Annotated in this window: 17 protein-coding genes and 1 tRNA gene; 12 read left to right on the top strand and 6 right to left on the bottom strand. The window is 73.0% G+C overall.

The window, feature by feature from the left end; all coding sequences use genetic code 11:
- Positions 1-224 precede the first annotated feature (224 nt).
- The 4 genes from ACIHCX_RS08565 (at position 225) to ACIHCX_RS08580 (ending at position 3,961) form a co-directional block, all read left to right on the top strand.
- Entirely contained in the window at positions 225-1,073 is an 849-nt protein-coding gene (locus ACIHCX_RS08565; RefSeq protein ID WP_400027904.1) for an SDR family NAD(P)-dependent oxidoreductase, read from the top strand.
- Between the two features lie 8 nt (positions 1,074-1,081).
- The gene (locus ACIHCX_RS08570) at positions 1,082-2,098 is read left to right on the top strand and encodes a DMT family transporter (protein ID WP_400028659.1); all 1,017 of its coding nucleotides are present in this window, start codon (positions 1,082-1,084) and stop codon (positions 2,096-2,098) included.
- A gap of 181 nt (positions 2,099-2,279) precedes the next feature.
- Positions 2,280-3,044 (top strand): polysaccharide deacetylase family protein, encoded by a 765-nt coding sequence (locus tag ACIHCX_RS08575; protein WP_400028660.1) that lies wholly within the window; start codon positions 2,280-2,282, stop codon positions 3,042-3,044.
- Between the two features lie 95 nt (positions 3,045-3,139).
- Positions 3,140-3,961, top strand: coding sequence for a cobalt-precorrin-6A reductase (locus ACIHCX_RS08580; RefSeq protein WP_400027906.1), 822 nt, complete (start codon positions 3,140-3,142; stop codon positions 3,959-3,961).
- Here ACIHCX_RS08580 and cobF read toward each other — a convergent pair.
- Together cobF and ACIHCX_RS08590 are read right to left on the bottom strand one after the other, a co-directional pair.
- Positions 3,912-4,691: a precorrin-6A synthase (deacetylating) gene (cobF, locus tag ACIHCX_RS08585; RefSeq protein WP_400027908.1), complete on the bottom strand. Its 780-nt coding sequence runs from the start codon at positions 4,689-4,691 to the stop codon at positions 3,912-3,914. The two genes, ACIHCX_RS08580 and cobF, sit on opposite strands and share 50 nt — an antisense overlap.
- Before the next feature lie 84 nt (positions 4,692-4,775).
- Positions 4,776-5,336 (bottom strand): DUF309 domain-containing protein, encoded by a 561-nt coding sequence (locus tag ACIHCX_RS08590; protein WP_400027910.1) that lies wholly within the window; start codon positions 5,334-5,336, stop codon positions 4,776-4,778.
- Positions 5,337-5,437: 101 nt separating this feature from the next.
- Between ACIHCX_RS08590 and ACIHCX_RS08595 the strand changes: the two genes are divergently transcribed.
- The 7 genes from ACIHCX_RS08595 to ACIHCX_RS08625 all read left to right on the top strand — a co-directional run bounded on the left by ACIHCX_RS08595 (position 5,438) and on the right by ACIHCX_RS08625 (position 16,002).
- Positions 5,438-5,511, top strand: a tRNA-Pro gene (locus ACIHCX_RS08595).
- Positions 5,512-5,712: 201 nt separating this feature from the next.
- The gene (locus ACIHCX_RS08600; protein ID WP_400027912.1) at positions 5,713-6,111 is read left to right on the top strand and encodes a hypothetical protein; all 399 of its coding nucleotides are present in this window, start codon (positions 5,713-5,715) and stop codon (positions 6,109-6,111) included.
- The gene (locus tag ACIHCX_RS08605) at positions 6,108-8,735 is read left to right on the top strand and encodes an AAA family ATPase (RefSeq protein ID WP_400027913.1); all 2,628 of its coding nucleotides are present in this window, start codon (positions 6,108-6,110) and stop codon (positions 8,733-8,735) included. Before ACIHCX_RS08600 ends, ACIHCX_RS08605 begins: the two co-directional genes overlap by 4 nt.
- A 140-nt stretch (positions 8,736-8,875) precedes the next feature.
- The gene (locus ACIHCX_RS08610) at positions 8,876-9,316 is read left to right on the top strand and encodes a hypothetical protein (protein WP_400027915.1); all 441 of its coding nucleotides are present in this window, start codon (positions 8,876-8,878) and stop codon (positions 9,314-9,316) included.
- Entirely contained in the window at positions 9,313-12,156 is a 2,844-nt protein-coding gene (locus ACIHCX_RS08615; protein ID WP_400027917.1) for a hypothetical protein, read from the top strand. Before ACIHCX_RS08610 ends, ACIHCX_RS08615 begins: the two co-directional genes overlap by 4 nt.
- A 34-nt stretch (positions 12,157-12,190) precedes the next feature.
- A complete protein-coding gene (locus tag ACIHCX_RS08620) occupies positions 12,191-15,439 on the top strand; it encodes a DEAD/DEAH box helicase (RefSeq protein ID WP_400027919.1) in 3,249 nt (1,082 codons plus the stop codon).
- A gap of 5 nt (positions 15,440-15,444) precedes the next feature.
- Positions 15,445-16,002, top strand: coding sequence for an NUDIX hydrolase (locus ACIHCX_RS08625; protein ID WP_400027921.1), 558 nt, complete (start codon positions 15,445-15,447; stop codon positions 16,000-16,002).
- Here ACIHCX_RS08625 and ACIHCX_RS08630 read toward each other — a convergent pair.
- On the bottom strand, positions 15,991-16,755 hold the full coding sequence (locus tag ACIHCX_RS08630; RefSeq protein ID WP_400027923.1) for an alpha/beta hydrolase: 765 nt from the start codon (positions 16,753-16,755) through the stop codon (positions 15,991-15,993). The genes ACIHCX_RS08625 and ACIHCX_RS08630 overlap by 12 nt on opposite strands.
- Before the next feature lie 301 nt (positions 16,756-17,056).
- Here ACIHCX_RS08630 and ACIHCX_RS08635 point away from each other — a divergent pair, with 301 nt between their 5' ends.
- Entirely contained in the window at positions 17,057-17,467 is a 411-nt protein-coding gene (locus ACIHCX_RS08635) for a VOC family protein (RefSeq protein WP_400027925.1), read from the top strand.
- Between the two features lie 12 nt (positions 17,468-17,479).
- Here ACIHCX_RS08635 and ACIHCX_RS08640 read toward each other — a convergent pair whose 3' ends face one another.
- The 3 genes from ACIHCX_RS08640 to iolD form a co-directional block, all read right to left on the bottom strand.
- Positions 17,480-18,022, bottom strand: coding sequence for a GNAT family N-acetyltransferase (locus ACIHCX_RS08640; protein WP_400027927.1), 543 nt, complete (start codon positions 18,020-18,022; stop codon positions 17,480-17,482).
- A gap of 97 nt (positions 18,023-18,119) precedes the next feature.
- Positions 18,120-18,905, bottom strand: a complete 786-nt coding sequence (locus tag ACIHCX_RS08645) for a GntR family transcriptional regulator (RefSeq protein ID WP_400027929.1) — start codon at positions 18,903-18,905, stop codon at positions 18,120-18,122.
- Positions 18,906-18,969: 64 nt separating this feature from the next.
- A complete protein-coding gene (gene iolD, locus ACIHCX_RS08650) occupies positions 18,970-20,853 on the bottom strand; it encodes a 3D-(3,5/4)-trihydroxycyclohexane-1,2-dione acylhydrolase (decyclizing) (protein ID WP_400027931.1) in 1,884 nt (627 codons plus the stop codon).
- Between the last annotated feature and the right edge of the window lie 6 nt (positions 20,854-20,859).

Raw genomic sequence — 20,859 nt, forward strand, 5'->3', positions numbered from 1 at the left:
CACGGGCTCACGGGCGGCGGGCAGCGGTGGCGGCACGGACGATTCGGACGACACTGGAAGTGAGTAACCCTCACCCACCGCAGTCAAACGAACGGGCACACCCTTCCGCCCGTCCCACGTTTCGGGAACAGCCCCCGGGATACTTCACCACCCCGGAGGCCGTCCCGTACCGCCGGGGCCGCACCGGCGGCCCTCGGTCCGTCCGATCCTCGAGGTGCGTCCCGATGTCCCACGCCCCCTCCCGCGTACGGTCCGGCTCCGGCACGCCGGTCGAGGCCCCGGTGGCGCCGAGCGCCGCACCCGGCCGGACCGGTGGTGCCGCGGTGCCGGGCGGGGGCGCGCTGGTGACCGGCGCCTCGTCCGGGATCGGCGCGGCCGTGGCACGGCGGCTGGCCGCGGAGGGAGGCTGGCGCCTGGTGCTCAACGGGCGCGACCGCGCACGCCTCGAGGAGGTCGCCCGGGGCACCTCGGCCGTGGCCTTCCCGGCGGACCTGTCCGGCCCGGGCGCCGAGCGGCGGCTGGCGGAGTTCGCGCTCGACAGCGTCGGCCGTGTCGACCTGCTGGTGGCGGGCGCCGGCATCGGGTGGGCGGGGCCCTTCAGCACCATGCCGCAGCCCGCCATCGACGAGGTGTTCGACGTCAACGTGCGGGCGACGCTGCGCCTGGTCCGGCTGCTGCTGCCCCAGATGATCAGTCAGGGCACGGGCCGTGTGGTCATCATCGGCTCCCTGGCCGGCACGGTCGGTGTTCGTGACGAGGCCGTCTACTCCGCCGCCAAGGCCGCGCTGGGCGCCTTCGCCGACGCCGTCCGCTACGAGCTGCGCGGCACGGGGGTCGGCATCAGCCATGTGGTGCCCGGGGTGGTCGACACACCGTTCTTCGACCGCCGCGGAGTGCCCTACCGGCGGTCCCGGCCCCGGCCCGTCCCGGCGAGCCGGGTCGCCGACGCGGTGTGGGAGGCGGTCTCGCGGGGCCGGGACGAGGTGTACGTCCCCGGCTGGACCCGGCTGCCCGGCCGGGTACGCGGGGCCGCCCCCGCCCTGTACCGCCGCCTCGCCGCACGATTCGGGTGACGCAGGGTGTGAACGCGCTCACCATCGTCCTGGCACTGTTCTCCGCGTGCGCCAACGCCGCGGCCTCGGTGCTGATGCGGCGCGCGGCGACGGAGACCCCGGACGGCGGGGGAGGCGGCGCCCGGCGCACCGGCCCCACGGTGGACGAGACGCCGCACCGGCGCGGGAAGGACGGGCCCGCCACCCGGACGGCGGACGGCGAACGCGGGACGGTCGCCGTGCCCACCCCGCACGCCGTCAAGGTCAGGCGGCGGCGGTTCTGGGTGGCCGGGGCGGCCATGCTGGCCGTGTCCGCGGTGCTGCAGGCCTCGGCGCTGGCCGTCGGGAGCCTGTCGCTCGTCCAGCCCCTGCTGGCGACCGAACTGCTGTTCACGCTGGCGATGGTCAGCATCGTCTTCCGCCGGCGGCCGGCCCGGATCACCTGCTTGTCCTTCCTGGCCCTGGCCGTCGGACTGGCCGTCTTCCTCGGCGCCGCCGCGCCGTCCGCCGGACGCGCCACGGCCGAGGGCGCGCGCTGGATCCCGGTCGGCATCGCCCTGGCCTGCCTGGTGCTCGTCCTGGTCGGGCTGGCGCGGCTGGTCAGGGGCGCACCCCGGGCCGCCGTGCTCGGTCTGGCCTCGGCGGTGCTGTTCGCTGCGACCGCCGCCCTCCTCAAGGAGGTGACGGGCCTCTACCAGCAGGGCCTGGGCGTGCTGGCGTCGAACTGGACGCCGTACGCCACGGCGGTCACCGGGCTCGCCGCCTTCGGACTGCTCCAGTGCGCCTTCCGGGCGGGCACCCTCGTCGCCTCCCAGCCCGCCCTCACCCTCGGCGACGCCCTGACGAGTGTGGCGCTGGGATGGGCGCTGTTCGGGGAACACATCGGCTTGGGCGTGCGCCTGGTGCCGGAGGCGATCGGTATCGGACTCCTCGCGGCCGGCACGATCGGCCTGTCCCGTTCCCCCGCCGTGTCGGGCAAGTGGGACGCGGAATCGGCGCCCGACGCGTCCCCCGATCCGGGGAAGGCACAGGCGGAACGCCCGTGAGAAGGGTCGGCGGGTGGCAGGTGGGGCGTTGGCGAGAAGGGTCGGCGGGTGGCAGGTGGGGTGTCGGTGAGAAGGGCCGGAAGGTGGCAGGGGAAGCATCCGTGAGCAAGGTCGGCAGTTGGCAGGCGGAGTACCGGAGAGGAGAGGTCGGCAGATGGCAGGCGGAGCGTCGGTGAGGCGGATGGGGCGGGTGGCGGGGCCGGGCAGCCGTCCCGCGCGCACCGCGGTGGCGGCCCTCGCGCCGGTGGCCGCCGTCGCGGCCGCCCACATCGTCCCGGCGGCCACCTGGCTGCCCCGCTTCCGGGCCCTGTGCTTCCCCGGCCTCGCCGGGACCGGCCGCCCGGACCACGTCGCACTGACCTTCGACGACGGCCCGGACCCGGCCTCCACGCCGTACTTCCTGGACGAGCTGGACCGGCTCGCCATACGGGCCACGTTCTTCGTCCTGGGCGAGAGGGTCGCCCGCTTCCCCGGCCTCACCCGGCACATCGCGGACCGGGGACACGAACTCGCCGTGCACGGGTGGACCCACAGCCGCCCCTGGCTGCCGACTCCGGCCCGGGACGTCCGGGAGACCGTGCGGGCGGCGCTCGTCGTGCGGGACACCACGGGCCGGCGGCCGCGCTGGTACCGGCCGCCCTACGGCATCCTCACCGCGGGCCGCTGGGCCGCCGCCCGGCGCGCCGGGCTGTGCCCCGTGCTGTGGACCGCCTGGGGCCGCGACTGGACGGCGGACGCGACCCCCGCCTCCGTCCGCACGACCGTCGCCGCGGACCTGCGCGGCGGCGGCACGATCCTCCTGCACGACACCGACCACGCCTGCGCCCCCGACTCCTGGCGGACCACCCTCGCCGCCCTGCCCGACCTGATCCGCATCTGCGACCACACCGGCTGGTCGGTCGGCCCCCTGTCCGCACACGACCTGCGCCGATCCGTACGACGCTGAGCCCACCCCGGGGCCTCCGCGTATCCATGGCGACCAACGCTCCGGACCCGACCCGGGCGCCTCGTACCCGCCGTCGCCCCTCTACGCTCGATGTCATGTCCTCGCACATCCTGGTTCTCGGCGGTACCGCCGAGGCACGTGAGCTGGCCGTGGTGCTCGCGGCGCGGGACGGCGTGCGGGTGACCAGTTCGCTGGCGGGGCGGGTGACGAGGCCGGGGGCGCTGGCCGGGGACGTGCGGGTCGGCGGGTTCGGCGGGGCGGACGGACTGGCCTCCTGGCTGCGTGAGCACCGCGTGGACGCCGTCGTCGACGCCACTCACCCCTTCGCCGAGGGGATCACGCGGAACGCGGCGCTGGCCGCGACGGCGACCGGCGTACCCGTGGTGGTGCTGCGCCGGCCCGGATGGCGGCCCGGCCCCGGGGACCGCTGGCACCCGGTCGCCTCGCTGCCCGCCGCGGCGGAGCTGCTGCCGCGGCTTGGGCGCCGGGTGTTCCTGACCACGGGACGGCTGGGCCTCGCCGCCTTCGCCCACCTGGCCGAGGCGCACTTCGTCGTACGGTCGATCGAGCCGCCCGAGCCTCCGATGCCCCCGGACACACACCTGCTGCTCGCCCGCGGGCCGTTCACCGTGGCCGGTGAGAAGGAGCTGCTCAGGGAACACCGCATCGACGTGCTGGTGTCCAAGGACAGCGGGGGAGCGGCCACCGCGGCCAAACTCTCGGCCGCCCGGGAACTCGGGCTGCCGGTCGTCGTCGTACGCCGTCCGCCGCTGCCGCCGGAGCTGACCGCGGTGCCGGACGGCACCGTCGTACCGGACGTCACGGCCGTCCTGGAACGCCTCGACCGGACCGCCCGGCCGGCTCCGCCTACTCCGCCCGGTCCTGCCGCTTCCGGCGCAGCAGATACGTGTCCATGATCCAGCCCTTGCGCTCACGGGCCTCGGCCCGCAGCCGCTCGATGCGCGGCGCGGCCTCGGCGATCGGGCCGGAGACGAGGATCTCGTCCGGGGTGCCTATGTAGGCGCCCCAGTAGATGTCGATGTCCTGGTCGGCGCAGTGCCGGAAGGCCTGGTGGGCGTCGAGCATCACCACCACGTCGTCCACGTCCTCCGGGAACCCTTCGGCCAGCCGCCGCCCGGTGGTGATCTGCACGGGCCGGGCGACCCGGTTGAGCCCCGTGCGGTGCCGGGCCACCAGGGCCGAGACACTGCTGATGCCCGGCACCACGTCGTACGCGAAGTCCACCGCGCCCCGACCCAGTACCTCCTCGAGGATGCCGAGCGTGCTGTCGTACAGCGCCGGATCGCCCCACACCAGGAACGCGCCGGTCTCGTCCTCGCCCAGGTCCCCCGCGATCATCCGCTCGTAGACGTCCGCGCGTGCGCTGCGCCAGTCGCCGACGGCGGGGGAGTAGGCGGCACCGCCCGCCGTACGGTCCCGCTCCGGGTCGCGTGCTTCCACCACGCGGTACGGCCCCTCCGGTATGTGCGTGCGCAGCATGTCCCGGCGCAGCCGAACGAGGTCCGACTTCGCCTCGCCCTTGTCGAGGACGAAGAACACGTCCGTTTCGCGCAGCGCCCTGACCGCCTGGAGGGTGAGCTGGTCGGGGTCGCCCGCGCCGATGCCGATCACATGAATCTTTCGCACGCCCCGAGTCTGCCGTACGGCACTGACAACGCGTCCACGGGTGCCACACCGACCGCTACCGGCACCGCGTACGCCGCCCGCCGGCTACGCCCCTCCGGTGTTTGCGCCGCCCGCCGGCAGCGCCCCCTCCCCACGCAGCCGAGGTGCCCGCTCCGCCGCGTCCACGGCACCCGCCCTCCCGCTGTCCACGGCGTCCGCCAGCTCCCGCGCCCACGCCACCACCCCGGGCGCGTCCATGCCGTACGGAGTCCGCTCCCCGGTGTCCGCCACCCACTCCTCCACGGCCCCCGCCCCGCGCCGCAGCAGCCGGGCGCCGCCGGTGACGTTGCCCCGGGCCGCGTGGGTGAGCCCCACCGCGAGCTGGGCCAGCCCCCGCCACAGGGCGCGCTCCGCGGGCGGCCCCGACTTCCAGGCGTCCTCGAAGACCTCGTGCGCGTGGAAGGGCTTGCCCGCGTCCAGCAGCGCCTGAGCCTCGGTCACCGTCTCCAGGGGGGTGCGCACCACGCCCTCGGGCTGCCGCGGCACCCCGTCGGCGCCGTACGGCAGGGGCCGCCCGAGCCCGTCCCGGGGCCGCGCGTTGCGCGCCCGCCCCTCGTTGTCCCGGTCCCGCGCGCCGGCCGGCCTGTCGGAGGAAGTGCCGCTCATACGCCGATTGTCCCCGACCCGGTGGCCGTTTTCGGCTTGGCCGCCGAGGTGCGGTAAAGTGACCTTCGCGCGATCACGCGGTTCACCGCAGGAACGCGCACCGGGACGTGGCGCAGCTTGGTAGCGCACTTGACTGGGGGTCAAGGGGTCGCAGGTTCAAATCCTGTCGTCCCGACAGCGATGTCGGATGTTTGATGTTCTCGCAGATCAGGGGCTCTCTTCGGAGAGCCCCTGACGCGTTTGTGCCGCGCGGGACAGGTGCGGAGTATCGTGAGTGACCGCACGGAGACGGAGCGTCACTGGTCGGTGCGGGATTGATCGGCGCTTGCGCGGGCAGGGGGTGTTCTGAACAGCGATCGGAGCGGGGGGAGTTTCGATGTGTGAGGTGCGGATCAGCGTCGAAAGGGCCGGGAGCGCCGGTTCGCTGGCCGGATGGCTGCGGCGCGACCCCGGGGTGGCCCGCTCCGGAGTGGAGATCGCCCCAGCTGGGGCGTCCCAGCCTCAGGCACCGGTGGGCTCCATGGGCACCGTGGACACGGTCACCGCACTCATGGACAGCACCGTCGGCCTGTTCGGCCTGCTGGTCGCCGTCGCTGCCTGGCGGCGGCCGCACGGTACGCCTCCCCCTACGGTGCGGATCACCGAGAGCGATGGGACCCTCCTGGAGGGCACCCCTGAGGACGTGCTCAGGGTACTGCGGGCACGCCGGGAGCAAGGCCAGGCCCAGGCCCACGACCTGGACGACAGGCGGGCACCCGAACAGGGCGACGTATGACCACCCGGCTGTCCGACCGTGCGGCCTCCCGGGCGGTCCTGATCGGCGTCGACACGTACGCCGAGGAGGCCGGTCTCGCCCAACTCCCCGCAGTGGAGCGGAACATCGCCGCGCTACGGGACGCGCTGTGCGACAACGAGGTGTGGGGCCTGGCGGGCCCGGCTTGCCAGGTGCTCGGCCCGAGATCCGACCTCGGATCCGTTATGCAGGCCATCGACAGCGCCGCGCAGCAGGCCACGGACACCCTGTTGATCTACTACGCGGGACACGGGCTGCTGCATCCCGACCGGCTGACCGAACTGCACCTCGCCCTGCACGACTCCAACGACCACCAGATGTGGCGCTCGCTTCCGTACGCCCATATTCGCGACGAGGTGCGGGCGGCGCACCGGCGACGGGGACTGAAGTGCGCGGTCATCCTGGACTGCTGCTTCAGCGGTGCCGCTGTCGAGGGCGGCATGGGGCAGCGCGAGACGCTGCTCCAGCGGGTCTCCGACATCGACGGCGTGTGCGTGCTCACCTCCAGCGCGGCCACCGAGCTCGCCTTCTCGTTGCCCGACGAGGAGCTGTCCGCCTTCACCGGGGCCCTTCTCGGCCTCGTGCGCGCGGGATTACCCGAGGCCGGCCCGGTGCTCGATTTCGGCACCCTGCACGGCTGGCTGCAACAGGAACTGGGCGCGCGCGACCAGCCTCAGCACCCACAGCTCGGTGCGCACAACTCGGGTGAGCGCATCGCCATCTTCCACAATCCCGCGCACCTGGCCCACACCTCGCCGGACGAGGTGCACAGCCCCCACCTCCCGGTGCCGCCCGAGCGGCTGTTCGGCCGCGACCGCGAGCTGCGGGAACTGGCTGCCGAGGCTGCTCGTGGTTCCGGCGCGCTGGTGGTACACGGGCCGCCGGGTGTGGGCAAGTCGGCGCTGGCGGCCGAGCTGTACCGGCGGCTCATGGCAGACCCTGCCCCCAGGCCCGCTGTCGGCGCCGTCGCACCAACCGCCGGACCTCCCCGGCCCCGTGACGCTCCGGTCGTGCTGCTCGACGACGTCACCGACGCCACCCAGGTCGCCCGGGCCATGGGGGCAGCGCCGCACGCGCTGGTCCTGGCCACCAGCCGCTCCTCGCTCACCGAAGTCGCCGCCCGCCGGTACGCGCTGGCCCCACTGGAACCGGGTCACGCGGTGGCGATGCTGCAGGACCTCAGCGGGCTCACCGGACACGACGCGGAACTCACCGAGATCGCCCGGCTGCTGAGCTGCTTCCCGCTCGCCCTGCACCCCATCGCCGCCCGGCTGCGCCGCACCCCGCCCGACCTTCTCCTGGACGCCATGCGGGAGTCGGAGCGGCCGTTGCAGTACCTGCACTCCGACGACGACCAGGTACGTACGGCGTTCACGGTGTCCTACAACGCGCTCACCGCACCCCAGAAGCAGGTGCTGCACGACTGCGCCGTCCATCCCGGCCCCGACTTCGACCGCTATTCGGCGGCCGCGATGAGCCAGATGCCGCCGGGTATCTGCGGGCTGATGCTGGAGGAGCTGGTGGACGCGGGCCTGCTGCAGCGCACGGACAGGCGCTACGCCTTCCACGATCTCTATCGCAGCTACTCGCACACAGGAGCGGACACGGAGGCCCTGCGGCGCACCTGGCTCTATCTGTACCTGTGCCGTTCCCTGCGGGACGCACGCGAGAGCGGTGCCACCCGCAAGGCCTGGCGCAGAGCCGCGCTGGCCGAGCTGCGGGCGGCGGCCCGGGCGGCACGCGAGGACAACTGGCACCTGGCGACCGAACTGAGCTGCCAGGTCGCCGACGCCCTGCGCGAGGAGCAGCGGCTCGCAGAGGCGAAGGAGGAGGCGGACGCCGCCTACAGGCATGCGACAGGCCTGCATGACGGCCGTGCCATAGCGCGGGCCCGCGGCTGCCTGGCCGTGCTGGGCGAACGGACCGGCTTCGCGCAACGACCACCGGAATTCGACGTCCCAGCCGCGCGGAAAGGGCTGGCCGGGGAACTTTGCCGCGCCGCCCAGGCGTCCCGGACCTCATCCGAACGCGCAGTCGAACGCGGGCGCCGACTGATGTCCTTGGCCGAGCGCGCGCTGGCCGCCCGCCTGGTCGACGAGGCCCTGCAGTTCCAGGCCGAGGCGTACGACCACCTGGCCCAGGCGGGCGACGCGCGGCTGCTCGCGGAATGCCTGGTCGGTCAAGCCGCGCTGCATTTGTACGTCGGCCAGTACCAGAAGGCGTCCCAGTTCGCTCAGGAAGCCGCCGGACTCCTCGACGAGCAGGGCGACCAGGAGGGAGCCGCACATGCGTACGCGTCTGCCGCGGAGGCGCTGCGCAGGTCCAGCGCTCTGGATGAGGCCGCCCATATGGCCCAACAGGCACTGGGCCGCTTCGCCGCACTCGCCGATTCCGCCGACCTCGGCTACGCCTACCGCCTCACGGCCAAGATCGCCTGGGCGCGGGGGCACCACGATCAGGCGCGTCAACTGATGCGAAAGGCACAGGAAGTGAACCGCGTCTCTCGCGCCGAGGAAGGTCCCTCAACCCACGCCATCGCCCACCCGTCACGCTCCCTGCGCGCCGATCGGTCCGAGCCTGAACCATCGGTGCCGCTGCGCCCATAGGGAATCGGACAACGGACTTCGATCAGCCAGGTCCAGCGGCCCGCTGCTGCCAACCGCACCTGCCCACGGGGCAGTTCACCGTCCGCAAAGGATAATGTCCGTTCAGGGCAGGGATCATGGGATCGTAGGGCGAGGGGGACATGATGCTGGAAGAACTGATCCTGGCCGGGGGAACCACCGTGGTCGGGGCCATGGCCACGGACTCCTGGGCGGTCGCGCGTGGTGGGATCGCGAGGCTGTTCCGCCGCCGGGGAGAGGGCCAGCAGACGGTCATCGAGGCCCAACTGGACAACAACGCGGCCCTTGTCGCGCGGGCCCGCGATGCCGAGCGGGTGCGTCAGAGCCTGCTTCCCGTGTGGCAGCTGGAGCTGGAATCGCTGCTGGACGAACACCCGGAGGCCGTCGGCGAGTTGCGGGAGCTGATCAGCGAGATCCGGGACCGCCTGCCCGACGGCCAGCGCGCCTGGGTGCAGAACAACGTCGCCAAGGACGGCGGTCAGGTCTTCGCGGTCCAAGGGGGCAACGTCGTCGTGCACCAGGCTCCCCCCGGACCGGGAGGCGGCGGCGAAGGCGCGCGGTGAGCCGCACGAGTACGGGGTCCCGGCAGGTCATCCGAGTCGAGAACGGTTTCGGCTACGGCGTCGTCGGCGCCGACCTGCATGTCTTCCCCGACCGGGGCCCGGTCTATCTGCTCTCCGAGTACGGCCCGGCCTCGGTTCCTGCGGGGCAGGACGCCGCGTGGCTCACCGCCCAGCCCAGCCGCCTGCTCAACGCCCGTTTCCAGGTCGTGGACTTCACCGGTCGCGACCGGGAGCGGACCGCGCTGGCCGCATGGCGGGACGGCGGCGGCCCGCGCCTCTCGGCCACGTGGCTGCACGGTCCCGGCGGGCAGGGCAAGACCCGGCTGGCCGCCCAGTTCGCTGCCGACAGTGCCGCGGTGGGCTGGAAGGTCGTGACGGCCGCCCACGGTTCCGGCACGATCCAGCCGTCCCCGGGAAGCCAGGACCTGCGGCTTGACGGTGCCTCCGGACTGCTGCTGATCGTCGACTACGCGGACCGCTGGCCCCTCTCCCATCTGACATGGCTGTTCAGCAACCAGCTGCTCCACCGTTCGCTGCCGACCCGGGTGCTGCTGCTGGCCCGGTCGGTCGCCCCGTGGCCCGCTGTGCGGTCCGCCCTGGAGGAGGCGGGAGCCGGGACGGGCGACTCGGCGTTGCCCCCACTCGACGAGCGGGGCGGCGAACTCGAGGAGCGGCGGGCCATGTTCGCCGTCGCCCGAGACCGCTTCGCGGCCTGCTACGGACTCGCCGACGCGACCGCCGTCGAACCCCCCGACCATCTGGGCGGGCCGGACTTCGGGCTCGTCCTGGCGCTGCACATGGCCGCGCTGGTGGCGGTCGACGCCCACACCCGGGGCAGCCGACCCCCGAAGGACATGGCGGGCCTGTCCGCGTACCTGCTCGACCGCGAACGCCGGCACTGGACCAGGCTCCACGAGAACCGCCTGGAAGGCCTGGACTACGCGACCTCGCCGAGCGTCATGGGCCACGTGGTCTTCACCGCGGCCCTCACCGGAGCCACGTCGTACGCGGACGGCACCGCACTGCTGAACGCCCTGAGCCTGGAGCACCCCGGACGGCTGCTGGCCGACCACACCACGTGCTATCCGGCACAGGAGCCCGGTGCCGTCCTGGAACCGCTCTATCCCGACCGCCTCGCCGAGGACTTCCTCGCCCTGAGCCTGCCCGGGCACGAAGCCACCGGCTATCCCGCCGCCCCATGGGCGGCGGACACCGTCGGCGTGCTCACAGCCTGTGACGGGGAGGGTGCGCCGCCCGGGTACGCGGCCCGCGCGCTGACGTTCCTGGCCTCGGCGGCGGCGCCGCACCGCTGGCCCCACACGGTCCGGCACCTGGAGGCCGTGCTGCGCGGCGACCCGGCCCTGGCCGTCGCCGCGGGCGGTGCGGCCCTGAGCGCGCTCGCCGCCGTCGACCTCGATCCCGCCGTCCTGGAGGCGATCGACGCGCACCTTCCTCAGCACGGCCAGGTCGACCTCGACGCGGGGATCGACGCCTTCACCCGACGCCTCACCGGTCATCGGCTCGCCGCCACGGACGACCCGGCCGAACACGCCCGACTGCACCAGAACCTCGGGTTCCGGATGACGCGGGCGGGGCACCGGGAGGGCGCCGTGGCAGCCACCGAGCAGGCGGTCGGCATCCTCCGGCGGCTGGCCGCCGCCGACCCCGCCGTGTACGAACCCGAACTCGCCACTGCCCTGGCCCAGTTGAGCGAGTGCGCCTTCAGGGCGGATCGCACACGGGCCAGCCGCCGGGCCGCCGAGGAGGCGGTCGGCATCTTCCGGGGACTGGCCGCCAACGACCCCGCGGCCTACGAGCCCGGCCTCGCGCTCTCCCTGTCCCACCTGGGCCACGGTATGTCGCAGGAGCGCAGGCAGGAGGAGGCCCTGAGCACCGTCCAGCGGGCCATGGGGATCTTCCAACGGCTGGCCGTGATCGATCCGGCGGTCTACGAACCGGGCCTGGCGATGACGCTGGCCCAAGCAGCCGTCTACTCGTGGCGGTTGCGTCGCTGGGCGGACGCCCTCACCTCCGCGGAGCGCTCGGTCGAGATCATCCGACGCCGCGTGGCAGCCGGGCCCGTGTCCCCCGCGTCCGGTTTCACCCGCTCCATGACGGTGGAGGAGTCCGACCTGGCGGTGGCCCTGGGCAACCTGGGATTGTTCCTGTGGGGCGCACGCCGCCGTGACGACGCGCTGGCCGCCCTGCGCGAGGCGGCCGGCATCGAGCGGCGGCTGGCGGCCGTGCACCCGGCTGCCCATGAGCCGTCCCTGGCAGGGACGTTGACGAACCTCGGCACCTACCTCGCGCTGAGCGGACACGGGACGGAGGCACTGGCCGTCACCGGGGAGGCGGTGGAGATCTGCCGGCGGCTCGCGGCGGGGTCCGCCGCCGAGTTCGAGGAGCCGCTGCGCAAGGCGCGCAAGGCCCACGAGACCGCCCAGGACCGGCTGACCGGCGCGGGACCCCGGTCCTGGACCCTGGAGGAGCACTATGTGACCCTCCTGAACCAGGACGAGGTCTGGCAGGACGCCCAGGACCGCCGCCACCGCCTCGACGACATGGAGCCCCGGTACTGCGGCAACGTGCTGCGCTTCCTCCTTCGGCAGGCCGACGACCTCTTCGGGGCGCTGGTGGACGGACTCGCGGTCTCCCCCGAGGCGCTGGGCCGTTGGGAGGGCGAGGACGCCGAGGCATGGCTGGCCCGGCAGCCGCTCGCGATCGCGCTGCGCCGCCGCTCCGAGGGCAAACCCGCCCGGCCCGGGCTCTGCTACTGCGGCTACCCGATCCAGCCCGGATGGAACCATGATCACTGCTACCCGGGCATCATCGTCGATTGACACACGTGGCCAGTCGGGCCGACAGGGGGAACCCGTGGGGGAGGCGGCCGAGTTCGGCCAGACGGTCGTGGAAGTCGTCCGCGAGCGCTGGGGCGTCGCGCTGCAGGTCGACCGGCTCATCGACCGCTTCACAGAACCGGGGTGGAGCTACGAGGAGGAGGTGCCCCGCGCCTGCCCGGAGTGCGACGGGCGTTTGTACGCGCTCCGCAGACCGTACGCATCGGGTGGGCGCGTCTACCGCTACGTGGCCGTCGTCTGCCCGGTCTGCCCGGAGGCGTACACGCTCACCGACCTCGGTGTGAAGACCTACGACAAGCTGTGGCCGCGGCCCACGGCGAGAAGGACCTCGGACCCACGGCCGAAGGCCCCTCGACTGGAGGCCCCACGGCTGAAGGTGACGGAACCGATGCCGGCGGCGAGTGTCGAGGAGGCGCTCCTCGGCCCCTGCCCCGTGGAGCCCGGAGTCACCATCACCCCCCTCACCCCCCTCAGGGTGATCGCCGCCTCCCCGGGACCGGCCTGGCCCGCGGACCTCCCGGTGCCCAGGGAGCGCGAGCGGCGCCGCCTGATGTGGTGCAAGGTGACCGACCCAGCCTGGCGACCGTCCGAGGAGGCCGTGTGGGCGGCCGACGACCTCCGCGTCATCCTCCCCGAGGGCCCCGCCTTCGACGAGTTGCGCGCGCACCTGACGGCGCGGGGCATACCGTCGCGCAGCGCCCGGCACTGGATCGAGGGCGAGCAGGTCGGCACCGTGACCGACGTCGGCACCACCTCGGGGCTGGTGGCCCGTCCGGTCCGCGCGTTCCCCGCCCATGGATCCCCGATGCCGTCCGTGCCCGTCGAGGGCCCCGGGGCCCACGCGGCCCGGGACGCGTTCGAGGCCCAGTGGGACGCCCTGAAGGACCTTCCGGCCGCCGACGACACCCCGTACGTACCGGTGACCGACCTGGTTCCCGAGGAGTGGACCGGTCTGCTGCCGTACCCCACCTTCAATCCCGCCCAGGCGGACGCCGTTCCGGCGGTGATGGAGAGCGACGACCATCTGATCGTCGTCGCCCCGACCGGCGCGGGCAAGACGCCGATCGGCATGGTCGCCGCGCTGCGGGCGCATGCCGGCGGGCGCAAGGCGGCCTGGCTCGTCCCCCAGCGGTCGCTGACCGACGAACTCGACCGTGAACTCGAGAACTGGCGGCGGCACGGGCTGGAGGTCGTCCGGCTCACGGGCGAGTACGCCGTCGACACCGAACTGATCCGCGAGGCCGACGTCTGGGTCGCCACGACCGAGAAGTTCGAGGCGATCTGCCGGAACGGATCACTTGGCGGTGCCCTTGCCGAGGTCGGCTGTCTGGTGGTCGACGAGATCCACCTCCTCGGCGATCCGGGGCGCGGCGCCGTGCTGGAAGCGGTGCTCACGCGGGTGCGCGAGGACAGTGCCCTGACCCGCATCGTCGGGCTTTCGGCCACCGTGGCCAACGCCGGCCAGGTCGCCGCGTGGCTGGGGGCACGGCTGATCCGGACCTCGTGGCGGCCCACCCGGCTGACCTGGCAGATCCCCATGCTTCCGGTGCCGCGGGACGGCGTACGGTCCACGCAGGCCGTCAAGGCCCGCACGGACACGGCCGTGCGGCTGGCCCGGGCCTTCACCGACGAGGGCGGCAGCGTGCTGGTCTTCTGCAGCAGCAAGCGCGGGGTGCGTGCGACGGCACTCGCCCTCGCGGCCGACCGGGGTGTGCCGATCCGTGGCGTCGACGCGGACGACACGGAACTCGTCGAGCGTCTGTGCGGCGGCGCCGGCGTGGGACTGCACTACCGCGACTGGCCGTTCAAACGCGAGGCCGAACGGGCCTTCCGAGCCCGCGAGATCGACGTCCTGGTCGCGACGTCCACGGTGGCCGCCGGAGTGAACCTCCCCGCCCGCGCCGTCGTCGTGCGCGACGTCCGGCTGGGCCGGAACCGGATCGAAGTGTCCATGGTGCAGCAGATGTTCGGCCGCGCCGGGCGGGTCGGCGCGGGAGAACGGGAGGGCTGGGCCTTTCTGTTGGCGGACGAGACGGAGCGTCCCGAGTGGCAGGCCCGGCTGTCCGCCGGCTACACCGTGCGCTCCCGCATCGGCGACCGGCTGCCCAACCACCTTCTCGCCGAGGTGGTGCAGGGCCGGGTGGGCTCGATGAAGGAGGCCGAGGACTGGTGGACCGGCACGTTCGCCTTCCATCAGGGGCACGACAGCGTCGAACCGCTTCATGACGCCGCGCTCTGTCTGGGGGAGGCGGGATTCCTGCGTATCTCCCCGGGCCCTCAGGGCGCGGAGTTCCTGGAAGCCACCGAACTGGGCACGCTGACCAGCCGTTTCATGGTCGATGCCGAACTCGCGCGCGAACTGGCCGAAGGCGTCGGTGGATTGCGGGTGCCGGAGGAGCCGGATCACGCCGAACTCCTCCTGACCGAGCTGCTCAGCAGGCAGCTCCCCGAACTTGCGGAAGCGGCCTTCACCGACCGTGCGCGCGCCACGCTGCGGCGGGTGCTGCACCAACGGGGCCACGCGGAAGGGCTGGAGCACGACCGGGGGCTGCCGGACAAGGACGAGGGGCTGCTGCCGGGCGACCTGGCCCACGCGGTGCTGCTGCTGGTCGCCAGGAGCCCGCGGCTGTTCGCCGCCCGCGGCGGGTACGTACTCGGCATCCCTGCCGACAGTCTGACCGGCATCCTGGACGAGGCCCAGCGCTACCTGGCCTGGCTGGGAGCCCAGGGCGAGCTGGGCACCGTCCACCCGTGGGTGGCCGTCGTGGCCGCGGACCTCGCCGAGCGCGTCCGCTGGCGGACACTCGGGCCCGGCCGCGGTGCCGGGCGGCTGCTGTGGATGTGCGGGCGCATGGCCACGCCGCAGCTCGCCGCTCGCCTCGTCCCGCGCATGTGGCGTGCCGCGCGGGACCGGGGGGTGGGCGCCCCGGACTGGACGGGCGTCACTCCGCCGCGCGACAGCGCGCTCTCACCGGAGCGTTACCGGGCCCTGCTGAAACAGCGGGCCACCGGCGCCGCGTTCGCCTCCGGCCCCGGCTCCCTGCGCGTTGAGGCCCCGCACGGTGCGGTGATCTGCCTGTGGGACGGGGCCACGACGGTCCGGTACGCGGCGGACGGCACATCGGCCCGCCTGGACCACCCGCTCAGGGACCCCGACGATCCCTCGAAGGGCCGACGGGGGGCGGCGGTCTTCACCCGCGGCGACCGCTTCGCCGCCGGTTGGCTCGCGGTGTACAACGGCGTCGGGTCCGCGAAGGAAGGCTGAGCCCCATGGGTGAACTGGTTGACCACGTTGACGAGCAGGACCGGGTAGTGGGAGTCGTCGACCGGGCCGAGGCGGTTCGCCTGGGTCGGCTGCACCGCATCGCCACGATCGTCTGCCGGGACGAGGGCGGACGGTTCCTCGTCCACCGCCGCCCGGACGACGCGGTCCGCTTTCCGGGCCGGTACAACTGGATGCTCGGCGGTGCCGCCGACGTCGGTGAGTCCTACGAAGAGGCGGCAGCCCGGGAACTGTCCGAGGAACTGGGCGTCCAGGCCGCCCCGCGCTTCGTTTTCACATTCCGGTGCGCGGGCGCGATCAGTCCCTATTGGCTTGGATTGCACGAGGTCGTCATCACGACCGTCGTCCGGCCGAATGCCCTGGAAATCGCCTGGCACGACTGGGTCACCGAGAGGGAACTCGCATCCCTCGTACGGCAGCAGCAGTTCGTTCCGGACGCCCGAGAGGCATTCGACCGGTACCAGGACCTGAGCCGGCCGACCGGACCTCAGCCGGACGCGCGAGGCGCGGTGGGTCGACCGGCAAGGTCCGGGTCAGGCCGGTGAAGTGAGCGGTCCGCCGAAGTGGCGGGCGAAGAAGCGGACCGCGCTGTCGGCCTCGAAACGGGGCAGTTCCTTGTGCCTGCCCGCGTTGGCGTGGAGGGTCTTCTCCTTCGAGGCGAAGGCGTCGAACAGCGCGAGACCGGCCTCGCGCGGGATGTGCTCGTCGTCCCACTGCAGGGCGAACTCGATCGGGACGGTGATCCGCTTCGCCTTCTCGGCCAGCGCGTCGGGCCAGTGCTGACCGAAGACCGCGGCCGTGATCCTGGGTTCGACCGCCACCAGGGGCACTCCGATCGCGGTGCCCATGTTGATGCCGAAGTAGCCGACCTGTCCGTCGGCGCCGATCTCCGGAAGTTCCTGGAGCGCGTCCAGGGTCGCCTGGTATTCGGGCACGGCGAGCTCCGCCAGGTGGGCGTTGTAACGCACGATGATCGGTCCTTCCGGCTCGCCCGCCGCCCTCGCCCGGTACAGCTCGGCGATCTCCTGCTCGTCGTGCGCGCTGCGCGGCCGGTCGCCGTGACCGGGCGCGTCGATGACGGCGACGTGGAAGCCGCAGCCGGTCACGAGGCGCTGGGCTCGGCCGGCCATCGCCGGATGCTTCTTGTGGTTGCCGCCGCCGTGGCCCATCAGGATCAGCGGCGCGCGATCGGTGCCGGGGGCCGGCGACCAGAGAACGCCGGGGACGTCGCCCACGGTGAAGTCGCGCTCGACCATGCCGTTCGACGACGACTCGGCGGTGAACTGCAGAGAATGCACAGGTGTTGCCTTTCGGGAGTGCCTTGTTGTCCAGGCGCTCCCGGCGGCACCTACGTCAGTCGCCGGCCGTGACGGAAAGGGGGAGCACCCACGTCCATACAGCGTTCATGGGTCTCACCTCCTCGGGCGGCGTCACGGTCACCTGCAAGCTACCAGCCCGATCAGCGCCCCGGCGAGCCCTTTTCGCCCGCCCGCGTGACAGACCTAGGACCAGCGCCCGATGGGCGGACGATCACTTGCTCTCTAGGCTCTTCACCACCCGCCGGTTCACGATGAGCCGCACCGAACAGGAGGCAGCACGTTGCCGGCTGACGCCACCGCTCCTATACGCATCGCCCGCCCGTCACGTGACCTTCAAGTGGCGGAACACTTCTGGGTCTCGGGTCTCGGTCTCGACGTCCTGTACCGGCACGCGGCGGACGGTACTCCTGGCCGGCACTCTCTTCTCATGGTTGGCTGGCCCGACGCCGCCTGGCACCTGGAACTCGTCCACGATCCCGCTGCCCCCATGGATCCGCGCCCGACTCCGGAGGACCTGCTGGTGATCTACCTCGGCGAGCCGGTGCCCGACTCCCTGGTGGAACGGCTCGAACGGCACGGTGGGAAGCGGGTGCCCGCTCACAACCCCTATTGGGACACCTGGGGCGTAACCCTCGAGGATCCGGACGGCTACCTGTTGGTGCTGTCCACGCGGACCTGGTCCAACAGGTAGCACATCCGCAGCCTAGGCCTTCGCGTCCGGTTTCCAGTCCTGGACGAGGAGTCCGAGGACTACGTCGTCCAGGAACTCGCCCATCACCCAGGCCGAGGAGCGCAGCACGCCCTCGCGGACGAAGCCGTTGCGCTCGGCGGAGCGCAGCATCGCGGCGTTGTCCGACAGGGTCTCGATCTGAAGCCGGTGCAGGCCGCGCACGACGAAAGCGTAGTGGCACAGCGCCGCGACCACGTCGGTGCCGTAGCCCTTGCCCCGGCAGGACGGCAGCAGCCCGAGGCCGATGTGCGCGGACCGGTTGTGGTCGTCGATGTTCCACAGCAGCGCACTGCCGACCAGCGTGCCTCCGTCCAGCTCCACCACGGAGAACGGGACGTGCCGTTGCTCCGTGTCGTCCACCACGAACTGCGATTCCTGCGAGCCGGGGGTGATCGGCCGCCACGGCCGGCCCGCGGCGCGCGAGGTGTTGACCACGTCGTCGTAGAGCTCGGCTTCCAGGATCGGGATGTCGTCCTCGTGCCGGGCTCTGAGCCCGATCTTGCTGCCCCTTAACATGCAAGCTTCCTATCCGACCGGTCCGGCCGGCGGCAAACCATTAAGCGGCAGCCACCGGTTGGCGCTGCGGCGGCTGTCACGGGGCCAGGCCATGGTGCTAGGACCTCGCCAGCAGTTGGAAGTCGAAGGTGTACCGGGACGCGCGGTACACATGGGTTCCGAGCTCGACCGGGCGGCCCGTGTCGTCGTAGGCCGTGCGCTGCATGGTGAGCAGGGCCGCGCCCTGCTGTTCGTCGAGCAGGAGGGCCTCCTCGGCGGTGGCCGCGCGGGCGCCGATGGTCTGGCGGGCGCTGTGCAGGGTGATGCCCGCCGAGCGCAGCACGCGGTACAGGCCCGTCGCCTCCAGCCGGGCGGTGTCCGGTTCGAGCAGGACCGCCGGCAGATGGTTGCGCAGGAACGCCACCGGCCGCCCGTGAGTGCACCGCAGCCGTTCGAGCACCGTGACCTCGCCGCCCTCCGCGAGGCCGAGCGCGGCGGCCACGGCGGCGGTCGCGGGCACGCGCTCGTTGCGCAGCACCCTGGTGGTCGGTCCCTGCCCGGCCGCCTCCAGGTCGTCGTACAGGCTGCTCAGCTCCAGGGAGCGCCTGACCGTGCTGTGCACGACCTGTGTGCCGATGCCGCGCCGCCGTACCAGCAGGCCCTTGTCGACCAGGCACTGGATGGCCTGGCGGACCGTGGGGCGGGACAGGCCCAGCCGCGCGGACAGGTCCATCTCGTTGCCCAGGAGGTTCCCCGGGGTGAGGAGCCCGTGTTCGATCGCGGCCTCCAACTGCTGGGCGAACTGGTGGTACAACGGCACCGGACTGTTCCGGTCCAGGGCGAAGTCCAGGGCGTCGAGCGCACAGACGGTCCCGGGACGGGACCGGTCACCGGTCGTCGCCACGGCGGCACCCCTCAGGGTCGGGCTGGGTGGACACGGGCTCAAGTGGTCTGCCTTCAGGGCGTGTTCACAGGTGGCGGCGGCGGGCGGCCGCCTCGCGGTCGTAGCGCACGCGGGCCCGGACGGCGGCCTCGTGGGCGGCGACCTCGGCCACCGGCACGTCCCACCAGGCCTCGGCCGGGGGAGCGGCCGGGGCGGGACGTTCGACGTCGGTCTCGACGTACACGCACGTCGGGCGATCGGAGGCACGGGCCGCGCCGAGCGCCCGGCGCAGTTCGCCGACCGTCTTGGCCCGCAGTACCTCCATGCCGAGGCTGGCGGCGTTGGCGGCGAGGTCCACGGGGAGGGGCGCGCCGGTGAAGGAGCCGTCGGCGGCCCGGTAGCGGTAGGCGGTGCCGAAGCGCTCGGCGCCCACCGACTCCGACAGGCCGCCGATGGAGGCGTACCCGTGGTTCTGGACCAGTACCACGTTGACGGGCAGGCCCTCCTGGACGGCGGTGACGATCTCGGTCGGCAGCATCAGGTAGGTGCCGTCGCCGACCAGCGCCCACACCGGCGTGTCCGGCGCGGCCTGCTGCACCCCGATCGCGGCCGGGATCTCGTAGCCCATGCAGGAGTAGCCGTACTCCAGGTGGTACTGGCGCGGGGACCGGGCCCGCCACAGCTTGTGGAGGTCACCGGGGAGGGATCCGGCCGCGTTGATCACCACGTCGTCGTCGCCCACGACCGCGTCCAGCGCGCCCAGCACCTGGCTCTGGGTCGGTACGGCACTGTCGTCACCGGTGCCGAACGCGGCCTCGACCACCCGTTCCCAGCGCTGCTTCCCGGCGCGGTACTCGGCCTCGTACTCGGCGTCCACGCGGTGCCCGGCCAGTGCCCGCGTGAGCGCCGTGAGGCCGGCCCGCGCGTCGCACACGAGGGTCGTGGCGGCCAGCTTGTGGGCGTCGAACGCGGTGACGTTGAGGTTGACGAAACGGACCTCCGGGTTCTGGAAGAGCGTGCCGGAGGCCGTGGTGAAGTCGGTGAAGCGGGTGCCGACGCCGACGACCAGGTCCGCGGTGCGGGCGAGGTCGTCACTGACGGCCGTGCCGGTGTGGCCGATGCCGCCGAGGTCGGCCGGGTGGTCGTGGCGCAGCGAGCCCTTGCCCGCCTGGGTGGAGGCGACCGGGATGCCGGTGGCGTCGGCGAGCGCCTTCAGCGCGTCCTCGGCCGCGCTGTGGTGGACGCCGCCACCGGCCACGACCAGCGGGCGCCGGGCGGCCCGCACGGCCCGTACGGCGTCGGCGAGTTCCGCCGGGTCCGGAGCGGGACGCCGTACCCGCCACACCCGCTCGGCGAAGAACTCCTCGGGCCAGTCGAAGGCCTCCGCCTGCACGTCCTGCGGCAGCGCGAGGGTCACCGCCCCGGTCTCCGCCGGGTCGGTCAGCACCCGCATGGCGTTCAGGGCGGAGGGGATCAGTGCCTCGGGGCGGGTGATCCGGTCGAACCAGCGCGAGACCGGGCGCAGGGTGTCGTTGACCGACACGTCCCCCTCGACGGGGTGCTCCAGTTGCTGGAGCAGCGGGTCGGCGGCGTGCGAGGCGAAGTAGTCGCCGGGGAGCAGGAGCACCGGCAGGCGGTTGATCGTGGCCAGTGCCGCACCCGTGACGAGGTTGGTGGCGCCCGGTCCGATGGACGTCGTGACCGCCTGCGTGGACAGCCGGCCGCACTGCCGGGCGTACCCGACCGCCGCGTGCACCATGGCCTGCTCGTTGCGGCCCTGGTGGTACGGCATGGCGTCCTCGCCCGCCTCCGTCAGGGCCTGTCCGAGGCCGGCCACGTTGCCGTGGCCGAAGATGCCCCAGGTGCCGGCGATCAGCCGGTGCCGTACGCCGTCCCGCTCGGTGTACTGGGCGGCGAGGAACCGCACCAGCGCCTGGGCGGTGGTGAGGCGGATCGTCGAGTGGCTCATCGTGAC

This window comes from Streptomyces sp. NPDC052043 (assembly GCF_044548235.1).
In the GTDB taxonomy this organism is placed as follows: domain Bacteria; phylum Actinomycetota; class Actinomycetes; order Streptomycetales; family Streptomycetaceae; genus Streptomyces.

What these genes read in the sequence shown, in the direction of transcription:
- ACIHCX_RS08565 (WP_400027904.1), top strand. Translation starts at nt 225, where the DNA reads ATGTCCCACGCCCCCTCCCGCGTACGGTCCGGCTCCGGCACGCCGGTC.
- ACIHCX_RS08575 (WP_400028660.1), top strand. Translation starts at nt 2,280, where the DNA reads ATGGGGCGGGTGGCGGGGCCGGGCAGCCGTCCCGCGCGCACCGCGGTG.
- ACIHCX_RS08580 (WP_400027906.1), top strand. Translation starts at nt 3,140, where the DNA reads ATGTCCTCGCACATCCTGGTTCTCGGCGGTACCGCCGAGGCACGTGAG.
- ACIHCX_RS08590 (WP_400027910.1), bottom strand. Translation starts at nt 5,336, where the DNA reads ATGAGCGGCACTTCCTCCGACAGGCCGGCCGGCGCGCGGGACCGGGAC.
- ACIHCX_RS08600 (WP_400027912.1), top strand. Translation starts at nt 5,713, where the DNA reads ATGTGTGAGGTGCGGATCAGCGTCGAAAGGGCCGGGAGCGCCGGTTCG.
- ACIHCX_RS08605 (WP_400027913.1), top strand. Translation starts at nt 6,108, where the DNA reads ATGACCACCCGGCTGTCCGACCGTGCGGCCTCCCGGGCGGTCCTGATC.
- ACIHCX_RS08610 (WP_400027915.1), top strand. Translation starts at nt 8,876, where the DNA reads ATGATGCTGGAAGAACTGATCCTGGCCGGGGGAACCACCGTGGTCGGG.
- ACIHCX_RS08625 (WP_400027921.1), top strand. Translation starts at nt 15,445, where the DNA reads ATGGGTGAACTGGTTGACCACGTTGACGAGCAGGACCGGGTAGTGGGA.
- ACIHCX_RS08640 (WP_400027927.1), bottom strand. Translation starts at nt 18,022, where the DNA reads ATGTTAAGGGGCAGCAAGATCGGGCTCAGAGCCCGGCACGAGGACGAC.
- iolD (WP_400027931.1), bottom strand. Translation starts at nt 20,853, where the DNA reads ATGAGCCACTCGACGATCCGCCTCACCACCGCCCAGGCGCTGGTGCGG.